The sequence below is a fragment of the Pseudomonas farris genome (genome assembly GCF_019145235.1).
In the GTDB taxonomy this organism is placed as follows: Bacteria; Pseudomonadota; Gammaproteobacteria; order Pseudomonadales; family Pseudomonadaceae; genus Aquipseudomonas; species Aquipseudomonas farris.
The window spans coordinates 123,252-139,868 of sequence record NZ_JAHSTV010000001.1; the positions used below are offsets into that span (position 1 = coordinate 123,252).

Annotated in this window: 16 protein-coding genes; 1 reads left to right on the plus strand and 15 read right to left on the minus strand. The window is 59.4% G+C overall.

Translation table 11 applies throughout. The features are described from left to right. Nucleotides 1-26: 26 nt before the first annotated feature. From KVG95_RS00525 to KVG95_RS00570, 10 genes are all read right to left on the minus strand, one after another. Nucleotides 27-956, minus strand: a complete 930-nt coding sequence (locus KVG95_RS00525; RefSeq protein ID WP_217854153.1) for a PfkB family carbohydrate kinase — start codon at nt 954-956, stop codon at nt 27-29. After that, nucleotides 949-2,415, minus strand: a complete 1,467-nt coding sequence (locus KVG95_RS00530; protein ID WP_217854154.1) for a purine-cytosine permease family protein — start codon at nt 2,413-2,415, stop codon at nt 949-951. Before KVG95_RS00530 ends, KVG95_RS00525 begins: the two co-directional genes overlap by 8 nt. Nucleotides 2,416-2,636: 221 nt before the next feature. Next, nucleotides 2,637-3,635, minus strand: a complete 999-nt coding sequence (locus KVG95_RS00535) for an ADP-ribosylglycohydrolase family protein (protein ID WP_217854155.1) — start codon at nt 3,633-3,635, stop codon at nt 2,637-2,639. Continuing rightward, the gene (locus KVG95_RS00540) at nt 3,632-4,345 is read right to left on the minus strand and encodes a GntR family transcriptional regulator (protein WP_123723093.1); all 714 of its coding nucleotides are present in this window, start codon (nt 4,343-4,345) and stop codon (nt 3,632-3,634) included. The genes KVG95_RS00535 and KVG95_RS00540 overlap by 4 nt, the downstream gene beginning before the upstream one ends. Before the next feature lie 265 nt (nt 4,346-4,610). Beyond that, the gene (araH, locus tag KVG95_RS00545) at nt 4,611-5,579 is read right to left on the minus strand and encodes an L-arabinose ABC transporter permease AraH (protein ID WP_095055320.1); all 969 of its coding nucleotides are present in this window, start codon (nt 5,577-5,579) and stop codon (nt 4,611-4,613) included. Nucleotides 5,580-5,588: 9 nt separating this feature from the next. After that, complete coding sequence (gene araG / locus KVG95_RS00550) at nt 5,589-7,133, minus strand: L-arabinose ABC transporter ATP-binding protein AraG (RefSeq protein ID WP_217854156.1); 1,545 nt, start codon at nt 7,131-7,133, stop codon at nt 5,589-5,591. Nucleotides 7,134-7,199: 66 nt separating this feature from the next. Next, nucleotides 7,200-8,204 carry a substrate-binding domain-containing protein gene (locus KVG95_RS00555; RefSeq protein ID WP_038982104.1) on the minus strand — a complete coding sequence of 335 codons (1,005 nt, stop codon included), beginning with the start codon at nt 8,202-8,204 and terminating at the stop codon, nt 7,200-7,202. A gap of 130 nt (nt 8,205-8,334) precedes the next feature. Further along, a complete protein-coding gene (locus KVG95_RS00560) occupies nt 8,335-9,153 on the minus strand; it encodes an SDR family oxidoreductase (protein WP_217854157.1) in 819 nt (272 codons plus the stop codon). Between the two features lie 273 nt (nt 9,154-9,426). Further along, a complete protein-coding gene (locus tag KVG95_RS00565; RefSeq protein WP_217854158.1) occupies nt 9,427-10,302 on the minus strand; it encodes an SMP-30/gluconolactonase/LRE family protein in 876 nt (291 codons plus the stop codon). Between the two features lie 131 nt (nt 10,303-10,433). Continuing rightward, a complete protein-coding gene (locus tag KVG95_RS00570; RefSeq protein WP_052964845.1) occupies nt 10,434-11,150 on the minus strand; it encodes a FadR/GntR family transcriptional regulator in 717 nt (238 codons plus the stop codon). A gap of 249 nt (nt 11,151-11,399) precedes the next feature. Here KVG95_RS00570 and KVG95_RS00575 point away from each other — a divergent pair, with 249 nt between their 5' ends. Next, entirely contained in the window at nt 11,400-12,272 is an 873-nt protein-coding gene (locus tag KVG95_RS00575) for an esterase/lipase family protein (RefSeq protein ID WP_217854467.1), read from the plus strand. Between the two features lie 62 nt (nt 12,273-12,334). Here KVG95_RS00575 and KVG95_RS00580 read toward each other — a convergent pair whose 3' ends face one another. From KVG95_RS00580 to KVG95_RS00600, 5 genes are all read right to left on the minus strand, one after another. After that, complete coding sequence (locus KVG95_RS00580) at nt 12,335-12,895, minus strand: DUF1285 domain-containing protein (protein ID WP_008067797.1); 561 nt, start codon at nt 12,893-12,895, stop codon at nt 12,335-12,337. 16 nt (nt 12,896-12,911) lie between these two features. After that, a complete protein-coding gene (locus KVG95_RS00585) occupies nt 12,912-13,517 on the minus strand; it encodes a DUF4823 domain-containing protein (protein ID WP_007903975.1) in 606 nt (201 codons plus the stop codon). 168 nt (nt 13,518-13,685) lie between these two features. Beyond that, entirely contained in the window at nt 13,686-14,654 is a 969-nt protein-coding gene (locus tag KVG95_RS00590; RefSeq protein WP_052964846.1) for a GTP 3',8-cyclase MoaA, read from the minus strand. Between the two features lie 138 nt (nt 14,655-14,792). Then, nucleotides 14,793-15,431 (minus strand): TetR/AcrR family transcriptional regulator, encoded by a 639-nt coding sequence (locus KVG95_RS00595; protein ID WP_007942012.1) that lies wholly within the window; start codon nt 15,429-15,431, stop codon nt 14,793-14,795. A 382-nt stretch (nt 15,432-15,813) separates the two neighbouring features. Further along, complete coding sequence (locus tag KVG95_RS00600; protein ID WP_217854159.1) at nt 15,814-16,605, minus strand: TatD family hydrolase; 792 nt, start codon at nt 16,603-16,605, stop codon at nt 15,814-15,816. Between the last annotated feature and the right edge of the window lie 12 nt (nt 16,606-16,617).

Here is a 16,617-nt window from a genome sequence, read left to right on the forward strand (position 1 = left end):
GCGGGCTTGCTCGCGAAAGCGGTGGATCAAGCGCCGAAAGTCTTCCAGATCAACGCATCCACCTCAGCCGCCCCCGGCGAAGTCGCCGGCCCCCAGCGAGTGACCGCCAATGCCGCAGCCGCATTCGCCCGCCGCGCCGCTTCGACTGCCGATATTCCGTGCGCCAACCCGGCGACAAAAACGCCCGCGTGAGCATCCCCCGCGCCATTGCTGTCCACCGCCACGACCTTGAATCCCGGCACATGCTGGTGATCACCACGCTGGCTGATCCAGCACCCTTGCGGCCCATCGCGTACTACCATCAACACCTCGGTCGGCAGATGATCAACCAACCGCTTCAATGCCGCGCCGATATCCGTCGCCCCGGTAAACCGCTGCGCCTCGACACGGTTGCTGGTCCACAGATCGATGCGCGGCAACAGGGCCTTCATCAGCGGTGCGTCCGGCGAATCCGCCAATGGCCCCGGATCGAACACCACCTTGATCCCGTCCGGCAAATCCAGCACCCAATTCACCAGCGCCTGAGCCTTGCCGCCATGCAGCAGGCTATAGCCGCTGACATAGACAAAGTCCCCCGCCTCGGCTGGCACACTCGCCAGGTCTTCGGCGGTCAATTCGCCTTCGGCACCGATGCAGGAAATGAACGTGCGCTCGGCCGAGGCTTCGGTCAGCGCGACGCACAGCCCGGTGTCGCGCTCAGTGCTCTGACCGAGGCCGATCCGAATGCCTTCAGCCGTCATCGCCTCTCGGGCCATGTCGCCGAAACGGCCCTTGCCATGGCCACCGAGGTAGACCACCGGCAAGCCGTTTCGCCGGGCCGCAGCCATCACATTGAAGCCACCGCCAGCCTCGAAACGGGCGGATTGCGCCAGCACGTCACCGCCCGATTGAGGCAGTTTATCCACGGCCATGACCAGATCGATCATGACCTGGCCGGTGTGTAGCATTTTAGGCATGAGCCGGCTCGATCAACGCGGCGCGGCGGTCTTTGGCACCGCCGAGTACCCAGTAACTGCCACCGGCCACCAGGAACGTCACGATCCAGCCCAGGCCGTTGTGGCCCAGCCAGGAGTCGGACAAAAAGCCCCGGAACCAGACATCTTGTTCAGTGGTGCCAATGGTGGTGAAACTGAAACCCAGCACAATCGCCAGCGCCCATGCACCGAAGGCGCGCCACTCGACGCCGCCGCGATACCAGTAGGCGCTGCTCGGGCTGACGTCCAGCAGGTCTTTGGGGCTGTAGTAATGCCGGTGAATCAGGTCGACCACAAAAATCCCGACCCACGCCGTGATCGGCACGGCCAGCAAGGAAATGAAAGTGATGAACGGGCCGTAGAAGCTCTCGGCGATCAGCATGAAGTAGATCGAACCGGCGAAGATCGCAATGATATCGAGCACCACCGCATACACGCGTTTGACCTTCAGGCCGAGGGTCAAAGTGGTCAAACCGGCGGAGTACACCGACAGGTTGTTCGACAGCAGCAGCCCGCCGAATGCGGTGATCAGGTACGGCACGGCCATCCAGGTCGGCAGCATGTCGCGGATCGCGACGATCGGGTCAGTGGCCGAGGCCAGATCATTGTTGCCCACCGACAGCAGGCCGCCGAGGGTGATCAGCAGCACCAGCGGAATCCCCGCACCGAACGCCGCCGACGCCACCAGACGCACGGCTTTGACGCTGCGGTGCTGGTAGCGCGACATGTCGGCGCCAGCGTTGGCCCAACCGATCCCGGTGCCGGCGGCCATGGTGCCGATGCCGATGATCATCGCGCTCAGGGGTGCTGGCGTGGCGTTGAATACGGCACTCCAGTCGATGGTCGCGCAGAGGAAACCGCCGACCAGGATGTTCAACGCACCGAACACGTAGGTCGCCCATCTCTGGATTACCAGCAACGTGGCGTGACCGAGGCCGGACACCGACAACGTCAGCAGTACAAAAATCGCGATAAAAACCAGGGTCAGCAGCGGCGCGCTTTTGGCTTCCACCGGCGAGCCGAACAGAATCGAGCACAACGACAGCAAGACGAATGCAGCGGTGGTGGTGTTGACGGTTTCCCAACCCAGTCGCGACATCAGCGAGACCAGCGTCGGGCCGATATTGCCGCGCACACCGAAGATAGCTCGCGACAACGTCAGGCTCGGTGCGCGACCACGGCGACCGGCAATGGAGATGATCCCGACCACCGCGAAAGAGCCGGCGGCACCGAGGATGGCGACGATGATCGCCTGCCAGATCGCCAGGCCGCGGAAGGCCACCAGCGTGGCGCCCAACGGCAAACCAAGAATGGAAATGTTCGCTGCGAACCAGACCCAGAACAGTTGCAGTGGATGACCATTGCACTCCCCTTCCGGCACCGGCTCGATACCACGGGTTTCCAATTGTCCGGCACTTTGTCCGGTGTTCGATGAACTCATGAAAACTGCTCCTGTTGCCATTGTTGTGATTGTGGGCAATTCGGAAGTTGACATAACTTTCCGGCGGTCCTGGCCATATCAGTGCGCTCCATTGCGGGTGAAAAATCTCAAATGTGCGTTGCGCCCTTCGCGAGCAAGCCCGCTCCCACAGGTTCGATGTGAACCATGAGAATTGCGCCATCCTTGTGGGAGCGGGCTTGCTCGCGAAGACGTCAGTACAGTCAACGCAAAGACAACAGCCCCTGCACCAACGGTTCCAGCTGCAAATCATTTACCGCTTTAACCTGCTCGATCATCGCCACCGGCCAACTCTCAAGCCCCAGACAAGCCCCAAGCATGGCGCCGAGAATCGCCGCGATGGTGTCGGTATCTCCGCCCAGACTGGCAGCCATGCACAACGCTTCGAAGGCCGTCATCTCCCCGATAGCCACTTGCTGAGCCAGCGCAAACGACACCACTACCGATTCCTGCGAGGCCACCGACGTGCCGATCACGTCGTACAACAAATCCGCCAGCAACGCCTTGTCGCTGTCGACGCTGATGCTCCGCGCCCAACTGATGCGCGAGGCGATACGTCCGCCAGCGACCCAGTGCCCATGACCTTCGGCTTGCTGAGCGATCTGCTGGCCGAGGTTCAATGCCTCGCCCAGCTCCATGCCGTTGATCCCGGCAGAAACCACCGCCGCCACCGCCGCCGCACTGGCAATTCCCAGCGTGGTGTTGTGGGTCACCTGACAGGCTTGCACCACGGCGCGGATGAAACGCTCAGGATCGGCAACATCGGCCGCAATCCCCACCGGCGTGATGCGCATCGCCGCGCCATTGGTGGTGCCGTGGCGACCCGCCTCTTCCAGCGAGTGGCCGGCGAGGATCATCTCGATCGCGCGTTTGGTCGAGGGGCCGAGCAAATCCTGCGAGCCCTTGGCTTGCATCCCGGCTTCCCATTCGATCAAGCGCAGGGCCAGCACCTCTGGTTCAATCCAGCCCTCGCCTTCAATCAACAACTGACCGACCAGGATCGCCTGCTCCGTATCGTCAGTGATCGAGCCTCTGGGCATGTTTGCGGCGATTGGTTGATCCGGGCCAGCGTCTTGCAGATCGGTGATTTCGCCGAAGCGCGCCTTGATCTCGGCGCGGCTCAGGGATTGTGTCGGCATGCCCAACGCATCGCCCAAGGCCAGCCCATAGAAGGCGCCCAGCGCACGGTCGAGCGCGGTCATTTTGAAGTTCCAATTTGCAGGTGCAGACGAAAATGCACCGGATCGAGCAGGCTCTCGACCTGTTCCATGAAGCGGTTCTGACGGTCGTAAGTGGTGCGCAGGGCCTTGAGGAACACTGTGCCCTCCGGGCGCCCGAGCAATTCAGCGTCTTCGGCATTCAAGGGTTCGGCGCCGATCCACTGATCGCCGTGGTCGCCGATGTAGCCGTAGGCGGCCAACGTGATGGTCAGGGAGTCATCGATCAGACCGACTCGCGGCAGGCCTTCCAGGCCTCCGGTGGCGGGCATCAATGAACGTTCAAGGGACACCAGCGTGCCATCGGTGCCGCGACGGCGACGGTCGAGGGTGATGAACTGATCGATGCCGAAACGTGGTAGCAGGTCAGGACGGCTGACCGCCTCCAGCCGCAGCACTTCGGTATTGATCAGTGCCCCATTGTCGGCCAGCGCCTGGGCCCAGCCGCTGCGCTGATCGAGCACCACACCGTCGAACGTGACGATGGACCCCACCCCGCTTTGCGTAGCGATGTAGTGGCGCCGTTTCAGTTCGGCCAGGGCTTCACGCAGCGTGCCTCGGCTGACCTTGAATTCTTGAGCCAACTGATGTTCGCCCGGCAATAGAACGCCGTCCTCCATGAGGCCGTTTTCGATGCGCCGGACGAGCTCGTCGAGCACCTGTTGTTTCTTGTCAATTCGTAGCGGTCTAATCATGTACACCTCGGGTGTACCCTCATAGCTGAAACGGGTTGGGGCGAGCAAGGGATATTTTGTGAAAGTGGGTGAAGAATCCAGGTTCAAATCGACCGCTACGCGGTCAATCGTCGGCTCGCCACATCGTATTTGCTGTGTAAACACAACTTGAGGACGACAGAGATCTACTGTGGGAGCGGGCTTGCTCGCGAAGGCGTCGGCACATCCAGCATCGATGTGACAGACAAACCGCTTTCGCGAGCAAGCCCGCTCCCACAAAGGGAAATCAGCGTTGTTTCAGTCGGTCGATTACGACGGCCAGCAGCAAGATCGAACCACGAATCACATACTGATAAAACGTATCGATATTCTTCAGGTTCATCGCATTCTCGATGATCGCCAGAATCAGCACCCCGGCAATCACATGCCGAATCATCCCGATCCCGCCACTCAGCGACACCCCGCCGAGCACGCAAGCCGAGATCACCGTCAGCTCGAAACCCTGGCCAATCATCGGCTGACCGGACGTCATGCGCGACGCCAGAATCACCCCGGCCAACGCACCGATCACACCGTGTACGGCGAAGATGATGATCTTGGTCCGATCAACGTTTACCCCGGCCAGCAACGCTGCTTCCTGGTTGCCGCCGATGGCCATGGTGTTGCGTCCGTAGGTGGTGTAATTCAGCAACCAGCCGAAAAACAGGAAGCAGACGATGGTGATCAGAATCGGCACCGGCACACCGAACAACTGACCGTTACCGAAGACGAAGAACTGTTCCTGCGAAACGCCCACCGCTTTGCCGTTGGCAAAAATGTAAGCCAGGCCACGAACGATCTGCATCGTCGCCAGCGTGGTGATCAACGCATTGACCCGCAGCTTGGCGATCACGATCCCATTGATCAGCCCGACGATCAGCCCCATCACCAGCGCCGCACTGACACCGAGGAACACGCTGTCGGTGTCGCGCATTACCACTGCCGCAACCACGCCGGCGCAGGCAATCACCGAGCCCACCGACAAGTCGAAATGCCCGGACGCCAAGCAATACAACATGGTGCACGCGGCAATCCCGGTAGTGGAAATCGCCAGGCCCAGGCCACGCATGTTCAGTGGCGACAGGAAGTTGTCGATCAGCAAGGTGCAAAGCACAAAGATCCCCACGGCCGCCAGCAGCATCACCCAGTCATCGAGAAAGCGCCGCAGGTCCAGAGGTTTTCGCGGGGTTGGCAGAGCGTTGTTTTGGACGGTCATAGTCACCTCTCAGTTCGCCACGTCGGCAGCGCGTTGGCGTGGCAACGCCAGTTGCAGCAGGTTGGATTCATTGGCTTGTTCGCGGGTCAGTTCGCCGCGCATCGCGCCTTCGCAGAGCACCAGGATGCGGTCGGAAATGCCCATGACTTCCATCAGGTCGCTGGACACCACAATCACCGCGATGCCGCTGGCCGCCAGGTTATGGATGATCTGGTAGATCTCGGCTTTGGCACCGATGTCGATGCCACGAGTGGGCTCGTCGAGCAGCAGGACTTTCATCGGCATCGACAGCCAGCGACCGAGAATCGCCTTCTGCTGATTGCCGCCAGACAGGTACATGATTTTCTGCGCCGCGTTGGGCGTCTTCACCTTCAGCGCCTTGATCTGCTTGTCGGCATTGTCCTTTTCCCACAGGCCGCGCAACAGGCAGCCGAAGGTGGAATGGGCGCCGCGAGCGCTGATGTTGATGTTCTCGGCGACGCTGGCGAGCGGCAGGATGCCTTCCTTCTTGCGGTCCTCGGGACACAGCAGAATCCCCGCCGCGATGGCATCGCGCGGCGAACGCAGTTTCAGTTCACGACCGCGCAATTCCAGGCGCCCGGCGGTGTTGCGCGTGAGCCCGCTGAGCATCCGGAACAGCTCGGTGCGCCCGGCGCCGACCAGGCCGAACAGCCCGAGGACTTCACCCTTGTGCGCCTCGAAACTCACCGGCTCACGCAAGCCCGGCCCCAGTAACCCGTCGACCTTGAGCGCCACTGCGCCGCGCGGACGGCTGCGGTAATCGTAGATGTCCTGAATGTCGCGACCGACCATACACGTCACTAACTGATCATGGGTCAGCGCGCTCATGTCCTCGAAGGTGCGCACGAAGCGACCGTCCTTGAACACCGTCACCGCGTTGCAGATACGGAAGACTTCTTCCATGCGATGGGAGACATAAAGCACCACTTTGCCTTCGTCGCGCAGGCGCCCGATGATCGCCATCAAGCGATCGATTTCCCGTGCCGACAGGCTGCTGGTGGGTTCGTCGAACGCAATCACATGCGCGCCACGGGACAACGCCTTGGCGATTTCCACCAGTTGTCGCTGGCCAAGGGACAAGCGCCCGACTTTCTCTTGCGGGTCGATTTCATCGGCCAGGCCTTTAAGGCAAGCCAATGCCTGTTGCCGCAAAACGCTGCGATTGATCAGGCCGAAACTCGCCGGCAGATGCCCGAGAAACAGGTTCTCGGCGACGGTCATTTCCGGCACCAGGTGCAACTCCTGATGGATCACCGCGACCCCGCTGCCAATGCTGTCGGCAGTGGACTTGAAGATCCTCCTCTGCTCGCCGATCTGCAGATCGCCGCTGCTCGGCGTGTAAGCACCACCAAGGATTTTCAGCAGCGTGGATTTACCGGCGCCGTTCTCGCCCATCAAGGCGTGAACCTGCCCGGGATGGGCGACGAAGCTGATGCCGTCCAGCGCCTTCACCCCGGGAAAGGTTTTGCCGATCCCATTGAAGCGCAGGCTGCCGCCAATGCTCTGTTGATCTGTCTGTACTTGTGCGTGCATAAACCCACCTCATCACACCGGTCAGGCAGCCCCGTCGCCAGGGCTGCCGATGAAATCAACCGCGCCTCAGTTCCACAGGCCGATCTTTTCCAGTTCCTGCTTGAAGTTGTCGCGCGTGATCAGCGTAACGTCGTCCATCGCGGTGTATTTCGGCGGTTCTTTGCCGGTGGTGACCCACTCGTACATCATGCTCGCGGTGTTGTAGCCCTCGATGTGCGGGCTCGGCAGCATCGAGCCGAAGAAGCCGCTGTTGGGCTTCTTCAGTTCGCCAATGGCATCGGTGCCGTTGATGCCGATGCCGATCACGTTGGCCGCGGCAAAACCGGCGCTTTCGGTGGCGCGCACGCCGCCCAGCACGGTGTTGTCGTTCATGCCGCCGATGATCAGGTTTTTCGCCGCCCCCGGAAGCTTCACCAAGGCCGAGTTGGTGGCGTCCATGCTGCCCGGTACGTCGAGGGTTTTCAGCGCCGAGAAGAGGATGTGGTCTTTCGGCATACCGGCGTCTTCCAGCGCTTTGACGGAACCGTCAGTACGTTTCTTGCCGGTGTCGAGTTCGTTGTAGGTGTTGATCACCGCGTAGGTGTCTTTCCATTCCCAACCGCGTTTTTTCGCTTCGGCGGCCATGGCGGCGCCCTGCTTCTGGCCGACTTCGAAGGCTGCCATGCCGAGGTAAGGCACGTCCTCCATGAACTTGCCGCCGGCATCGACGAAGCGGTCATCGACAGCGATCACTTTCAAACCGTTGAGCTTGGCCTTGGCCATGATTGCCGGGCCGAGGGAGACGTCCGGCGGGCAGATCACGAAGCCCTTGGCGCCGTTGGCCGCCAGGCTGTCGATGGCCGAGAGGGTTTTCTCGCCATCAGGCACGGCGATTTTGATGACGGTGAAGCCCTTGTCCTTGCCGGCCTTTTCGGCGAAGGCCCATTCGGTCTGGAACCAGGGCTCTTCCGCTTGCTTGACCAGAAAACCGATCTTCACTTCTTCGGCCGCCAACAACGTACTGCTCAGGCTGACCGCGGTGACCGCCAAAGCGGCACAGCACAGGGAACGGATCCCACGACGACGTTTCATAAGCTGACTCCTTGTTATTTTTTTTGAGCGTTATTTGAAAGCCAATACAGCGGTCGAAGCATGCAGCCAATAGTCATATCGTATGATGATTGTATTTCAGGCGTAGTTTCGCGCTTGAAACCCGGGTTATTCAGTCGTGGTACATGACCGAGCGCCCACCATCGATGGTGATGCATGAAGCGTTAATGAACGGCGCTTCATCGCTGGCCAGGAACACAGCGGTCATCGCCACTTCAATCGGCTGGCCGATGCGCCGCGGTGGATGCAGGTCGAAGGCCCGCTGACGTTCGGCATGAGGGTTGGCAAAACCGTTCCAGTAATCAACGTTCAGTTGGGTTTCGATGTAGCCCGGCGCGATGGCGTTGACGCGAATGCCTTTGGGCGCATATTCGATACCCAAGGCGCGGGTCAGTCCGAGCAAGCCATGTTTGGCCACCGGGTACGGGAAACAGCCGGGAATGATGTGAGTGGAATGGGTCGAGGCGATATTGATGATGCTGCCGATGCCCTGCTCGATCATTTGCGGCAACACCGCTTTGCAGCCGTACCAGGCACCGTCCAGGTCGATGGCGAAGCAACGACGCCAGTCTTCCTCGGTCATTTCCAGCGGATCGCGGAACACGTTGACCCCGGCGCAGTTGACCAGCACGTCGATCCGGCCGTGAAGTTCGATGGCCAATTTGGCCATGGCGTGCAGGTCCTGTTGGCGCGACACGTCGGCCTTGATCGCCACGACATCCGCGCCTTGTTCACGCCAGTGCGCCGCGACTTTTTCAACTTTCTCAGACTGGATATCACTGATGATCAGCTTGGCCTGCTGAGAGGCGAAGGTTGCGACAATCGCTTCGCCGATACCCTGAGCGGCGCCAGTCAGCAGCACAACCTTGTTTTTCAGGCGCTCACCCTTGGGCGGTTCGGGCACCGGTGGCAAGGAAAGAGGTTCAGCCATGGATCAACACTCCTGTTCGAAGGCACGACGAAAACCGGACATCTGTCGATGTCCGGTCAAAAGGCTTTTGGGAATAGGCAGGCAGGCGCGAAAACGCCCGAGCGCCGAGGCGGCCTGAAGCACTGACTCCGTAAGGGAGTGCGGTGGAATATCGCTGCATCACTTCACCTGTTTTGTTTTTTTAAGTGTGAGTGCGTGTAACTGATGGAGCCGACTATAAACCCGGCCGCCAAATAATCTCAATATATAATTTAACATCCCATATTCTGGGATCTATCCCGCGAATCGCTGACAAGGTTTTCCGGGCACATCCACTCGTATCGATAACAGCGCGCCGTCCAGCGGGTGATTGAGCGGGCTTGCGGCGCTGGTGATGTACAGGGTTTTGAAGTCTTCGCCACCGAATACACAACTGGTGGGACGGCTGACCGGCAGTTCGATCACCCGATCCACATGACCTTCGGGGTTCAATCTGAGCAGACAATTGCCGTCCCAACGGGCATTCCATATATAGCCCTCGGCATCCATCGCCGAGCCATCGGGGCCGCCGCGTTCGTGGGGGCCAAGCCAGACATAGGCGGTGTCCAGGTTGCCGTCGGTATGGATGAAATGCCGGTAAAGCGTACTGTCGAGGCTGTCGGCGAAATACAGGATTACGCCGTCGTCGCTCCACAACAACGTGTTGGGGATGCCTAATCCTCGAAGCAGCGGCGTGACCCGAGCATCGCGGTCGATGCGAAACAGGCCACCGGAGCGACGCACGACGGGCAAATCTTCGCCCTGCTCACCGATGTTGTTTTGCATGGTGCCCAGCCAGAGCCGGCCCTGGGCATCGCAGCGGGCTTCATTGGGGCGATTGCCGGGTTGCGGATCGGCGACGCAGAACAAGGTCAGCCGAGGTTCCAGGCCTGGAGAATCCAGATCCAGCCGATAAATTCCACTGCTCAATGTCACCAGGGCATCGCCGCTTTCGCAGGGGATGAACGCGGACACGTGCTCCGGCATCTGCCAGATTTGCACATTGGCGCCGATCAGCCTGAGCGCTTGTTTACCGGCGATATCTACCCAATACAACGCCTGGGTCGGTGCATCCCAGAACGGGCCTTCGCCGAGTTGCGCACGGTGTCCGGTAACCGCAGTCCACGTCATGAAACCTCCTGCATTGTTCTTGTTTTTATGTGGGAGCGGGCTTGCTCGCGAAGAGGCCGTGACATTCACCATCTCTGTCGCCTGACACATCGCCTTCGCGAGCAAGCCCGCTCCCACAAGGGTTCGTCTGGTTAGCTGGCCTTTTTGTCGGCCATGACCTGGGGGTAGAAGCGCTTGATCGCCAGGTCCGCGTTATCGATCAGGGTCATGCAGGCCCATACACCCCGCGCGGAATCCCGGGCCGCGATGGCGTCGGCCATGTCTTTGTGGATTGGCAAGGTTCGGCGCAGTTCGTCCGGGTCGGCGGCAGACACTTCGAAAGACACTGCCAGTAACGCGCCGAGGGCCGGGACCATTTGTTCGATGAATTGATTGTGGCTGGCGGCGAGAATGCACTCGTGAAAGAACTGGTCGGCGCGGTTGTAATCAATGCCGCTGTCCACTGCCCGTTCCAGCGCGTTATAGGCCTGGAGTATGGCTTGCACTTGTTCCACCGTCGCCCGCTCGCAGGCCCAGCGCACCGCCATGGGTTCGATGGTGCGGCGCAGATCGAGCAAGTCGTCGACGAAGTTTTCCGGTAAGCCACTGCGCGACAGCCAGCCGACAACTTGCGGATCAAAGAGATTCCAGCGCCGCACCGGCAATACGCGTGTGCCGACCTTCGGCCCGACTTCAAGCATGCCTTTGGCCACCAGGGTTTTGATGGCTTCGCGGATGACCGTACGACTGACACCGAGCTGCTCGCCCAAATCGGCTTCGACCTTGATGGTTTCGCCGGGTTTTACCTGGCCGGCAGCAATCCAGCAACCTAGCCAGTCGACCGTCGACGCATGAAAACTGCTGGACATGGGCACCTCATCGAGCGGTGATAAAAAACAAACGATGCAAAGCCGTTCGCGATGGGTGTCCACGCTAATCATCATATGATTGGGTGTCAATTGGATTTTCAGCTGCCCCGCCCATACAGACATGGCTGTTCGTCCGAATCCTGCTCGAAGCGCTTTGATCCCATCCACTTTGTAAACTACGGTTAGCCGCAACAGATCAGGCAGTCAGCGATCTGCTCCCCTTCAAATCCGCTATTGATAGGTATGAACATGGACATGGATGCGTCTACGAAATACCCCATTGTGTTGGTTCACGGTCTTTTCGGCTTCGATAAAATCGCCGGTTATCCCTACTTCTTCGAAATCGAGGAAGCCCTGGAACGCGCCGGCGCCCAGGTGTTTGCCGTCAATATTCCAACCGTCAACGGTAATGAGGAACGCGGTGAAAAACTGCTCGAACACGTCAACCGCATTTTGCTGGAAACCGGAGCTGCCAAGGTCAATCTGATCGGCCATAGCCAAGGCCCCCTGGCCGCACGCTACGTAGCAGCCCTGCACCCGGAAAAAGTCGCGTCGGTCACCTCGGTCAGTTGCCCCAATCATGGCTCGGAGATTGCCGACCAATTGCACAAGGCGCTGACGCCCGGAGAGTTGCCCAAAGCCTTCGTACTGGCCCTGCTGGGCGCCGTCGGCACCTTCATTTCGCTGATCAGCGGCCATCCGGAAAACCCGATTGACGCTGAGGCGGCATTCCAATCGCTGACCAGCGCAGGGTTGGCGGCCTTCAATCGCAAGTACCCACAAGGGGTGCCAAAGGTTTGGGGCGGCGAAGGCAACGAAGTTGAAAACGGCGTGTATTACTATTCCTGGAGCGGGATCGTGCAGAACTTCCAAAGTCTGCAACCACTCGACCCGAGTCATTTGAATTGTATCGTGCTATCGAAGCTGTTTTATAAAGAGGAAAACGCCAACGATGGGCTGGTCGGCCGCTACAGCTCGCACTTGGGCAAAGTGATTCGCTCGGATTACCCGATGGACCACTTTGATGCAGTCAATCAGATAGCCGGAGTCGACAGCTGGAACGTGAGCCCGGTCAGGCTCTACCTGGAACATGCAGAGCGACTCAAGAGCAAAGGTTTGTAAGCAAAAAAAACGGCCCGTTGAAATAACGGGCCGTTTTTTTTACAGCACAGAAGCACAGCGCGTTACGGCTCAAGTCCGATAGGGAAGAACTCGCCACCGCTCCACACGCCCAACCAACGCTGCCCGTCGATTTCACGACTCACCGCCAGCTCCACCAGTTGGTAGAACACGTTGCGATGGATCAGCGCTTCAAGGTTGGTACGTACATGCACGTACGGCGCGGGCTCCTGAGTGACCGGATCGATCACCACACGCATAGGGTGCTCGGCGCCGGCATCGGCCGTTTCATCGACGTTGGTGGTAAAGCGCAAGACCTGAGCTTCACCCTCGCCTTCGACCTCCACAGCAATCGCCACGAACGGCGCATCGTCAACCTTGATGCCAACCTTTTCGACCGGGGTAATCAGAAAGTAATCATCGCCATCGCGGCGAATAATGGTGGAGAACAGCTTGACCATCGGCTTGCGCCCGATCGGCGTGCCCAGGTAATACCAGGTGCCATCGCGGGCGATGCGCATGTCGATATCGCCGCAGAAGTCGGGGTTCCACAAGTGGACGGGCGGCAAGCCTTTGGTTTTGGGGATTTGCCCCAACAGGTCGTTGGCTTTTTGCGGGCCACTCATGGCGTTCTCCTATGAATTACTGGTCGCTGAGCCCCAGCAGGCTACGAGCGTATTGCTCCAGCGGCGGGCCCAGCAAGTCTTCTGGCTTGTTGTCGTGGAACGTCAGTAAACCGCCACGACTTTTGATACGTGCAGTATCAATCAAATACTGGGTGCTGGTCTCGATCAACATGATTTGAATCACGCCGTTGTCGATGCCGAGGCGATCCACGTGCTCCTGGTCGAGCCATTCGTCCGAGTTGCCGATGCGGTCGTCGGCCTTGGCGAAACGCGTGTAAAGCAGGTAATGGGCGCCAGCGGCACGGGCTTCGCCCATGGCAGCGTCGAGGCCTTCCGGCGCACGGGCGCGGCGGACCATCGGGAAATATTCGATAAAGCCGTTGAAGGCTTCCTCGGCCACCACGTTAGGACGCGGGTAGGCATTGCCCGGTGGGACGAAAGCACCCTGGGCGATGTAGATGAACGAGTCCGGCTGAATGCGAAAGTTATTCACACGACGGCTGTCGCTGTGGTCCAGCAGGCCCGCGTCGCTCATGTGGTAGCGAGTCCCTTCGGCCATATCGCTGACATTCATGCAGCCACCAAGCGCCAAAACGGCCAGCAGCAAAACCAGGCTACGCATCCTACCCTCCAGAGGCCGGTGACGGAAAACCGGCGAATGGCCATGGGATGCAGCTTCCGCGCCAGCTCAAGATAGCGTCGCCTGATAGATTGCAATCGCGGGCAAGCCACGCTCCCACAGGTTTTCACAGTACCTGTGGGAGCGTGGCTTGCCCGCGATAACTTTGGATCAGCCGCCGATGATTTTCATGATGGTCGCGCCACCAGAGAACGCCACTTCCTGTTTGTCCCCCAACGCCTTGACCAGCAGTCGCTGCAACGCCGGTAGCGCCTGGTGACGAGGCTTGTCCAGCAGGTCGCCGACATAGTGGCGATTGCTTGACGACAGGCAGCCATGCAGCCAGCCAGTGGACGACAAGCGTAGACGCGAACAGGTGCGGCAGAACGGAACGCTTTCGTTGGCGATCACGCCGAAGTGTCCCAGCCCCGGAATCTGGTAACGCACCGCCGTAGCATCGACCGGCGCATCGGCCTGAAGGTACTCGTAGCGCTCACCGATCAGGCTCAGTAATTGCTGAAGGCTGACGAATTGCTGCAGAAAAGCGTTGGAGTCGGTGGCCAGGTGGCCCATGCGCATCAACTCGATGAAGCGCAACTCGTAGCCACGCTCCAGGCAGTAGTCGAGCAATGGCATTACCTGATCGAGGTTCTGCCCACGCAACGGCACCATATTGACCTTGATTTTCATGCCGGCCGCGGCGGCTTGGCCCATGCCGTCGAGAACGGTCGCCAGATCACCGCCGCGCGCAATACTGCGAAAAGCGCTGGCATCCAGGGTATCGAGGGAAACGTTGATGCGCCGAATGCCGGCATCCACCAGCAATGGCAACTTCTTCGCCAGCAACTGACCATTGGTGGTCAAGCTGATGTCCGCCAGCCCCATCTGCCCGACGGCGGTCATGAAGGATTCGAGTTTGGGACTGACCAGCGGCTCGCCACCGGTAATGCGCAAACGCTCAATGCCCGCGGCCTCGATCAGATAGGCCACGCCGCGTGCCATGGCCTCCGCCGACAATTCATCCTGCGCAGCCACCAGCCGCTTGCCATTGGGCACGCAGTAGGTACAAGCGTAATTACAGGCGGAGGTCAGACTAATCCGCAAATTGCGAAAACGCCTGCCTTGACGGTCAACGATCATGGATCACTCCGGCGAAAGAAGATTCGAACGCGCAAAACTTGACTCACAAATCAAGTTTTAGCAAGCCCTATGCCTGAGTATATTCCTGCGGTACTGCGCCATGTACTAAATCATGGCGCAATAAGGCAACTGAATGGTTCAGCTGCTCGGCGTGTCGGTATCGCGCTTGCGCTTGTTGCCCATGCGCACGCCGATGTCCATCAGGAACTGGAAGAAACCTTCCTGATCTTCCAGCACATTGCTCCAGAACGGCGAGTGATACAGCGCCACGGCGCCGTGCACCAGCGCCCAGGCCGCGCAGTAATGGAAGTAAGGCGGCACGTCTTCGAGCTTGCCTTCGCTGATCCGGCCCTTGATCAGCAGGGTCAGGCGTTCGAAGTTCGAGGCGCGGATCTTGTGCAGTTCCTCGACCATCTCCGGCACCTGGTTGCCCTTGACCACCTTTTCTTCCAGGCGATCGAACAATCGATAGCGTTGCGGATCGCGCATACGGAATTCGAAATAGGCCCGGGACAGGGCTTCCTTGTCCTTATCGACATCGGCCGAATGCAACAGCTCGTTCAAATCGCGCTCGTAATCGAGCATCAGGCGCAGATAGATTTCCGCCTTGGATTTGAAGTGCTTGTAGATCGTGCCTTTGCCGATACCGACGGCATCAGCAATCATCTCGACGGTGACACTGTCTTCACCTTGTTCGAGGAACAGCTTGAGCGCGGTATCGAGAATTTCTTGCTCGCGGCGACGAAACTCACGGACCTTACGAGGTTCTTTATGCATAAGAAAAGGTCTGTAGGGGTCAAAATTCGAAGCCGCGTATTATGCCTAACTTACGCCAAAATGCACGGATCATCCGACCATATATGTGTTTCTTGATGAATTCGCGCAACCTCGCCGGTTGATGAGAACTCAACCGAAGCGCGCGTATTCCAAATTTGTTTAAAAACCCGACCAGCTAAACTGGACTCGGCGCAATACTGATCAATACTTCAACTGTCGGCGAGGCATCTCCCCCAAGTGTCGCGCCGATGAAGGTACCAAAGGATTGCGTGCCTTTGTTTTACTCCTAATGGTCTTAACCCGGATTCACCCCCCAGAACCCGGGTTTTTTTTGCCTGCGATTCAGCGGCCAAAATCCCATAGGCTGCGATCTTTTCTAACGTTACACCGATGCCCCGACGTGCGCCAACGGGAACAAACGCTTGAAATTCTCGGTGGTCTGCTCGGCAAATCGCTCGTAGGTCTCACCTCGCAACATTGCCAGAAATTCTGCTACCTCACGCACGTACTGCGGCAGATTCGGTTTGCCGCGATAAGGGATTGGCGCCAGGTACGGCGAGTCGGTTTCCACCAACAACCGGTCAGCCGGCACCTTGCTGGCCACATCCCGCAGGGCATCGGCATTGCGAAAAGTGACAATACCGGACAAGGAAATGTAATACCCCATGTCCAGCGCAGCCTTGGCCATCTCCCAGTCTTCGGTGAAGCAATGCAGCACACCCGCCTGAGGCAGCGCCGCTTCGCGTAGCAGCTCAAGGGTATCGGCCCGCGCGCCACGGGTATGGATGATCACCGGTTTGCCGGTCTGCCCCGCCGCTTGCAGGTGCAGACGGAACGATTCCTGTTGCAACGTTGCTGCTTCCGGCTCGTAGTGATAATCCAGACCGGTTTCACCGATCGCCACCACCCGCGGATGATTGAGTTCGTGCAACAGCCAATCCAGCGCCGGCGCGGCACCCGGCTGCACATCGAGTGGATGCACACCGACCGAACAGTCGACATCGTCGTAACGTTCGGCCAGGGCTTTGACGTCGGCGGCGTTATCGGCGCTGACGCCAATACACAGGAAGTGCCCCACCCCGCGCGCACGGGCCGCATCGAGCGCGGCGTCGAGGGAGCCGTCGTGGGCGGTGAGGTCGAGGCGATCAAGGTGACAATGGGAATCTACGAGCATAAAAGGGCTGCA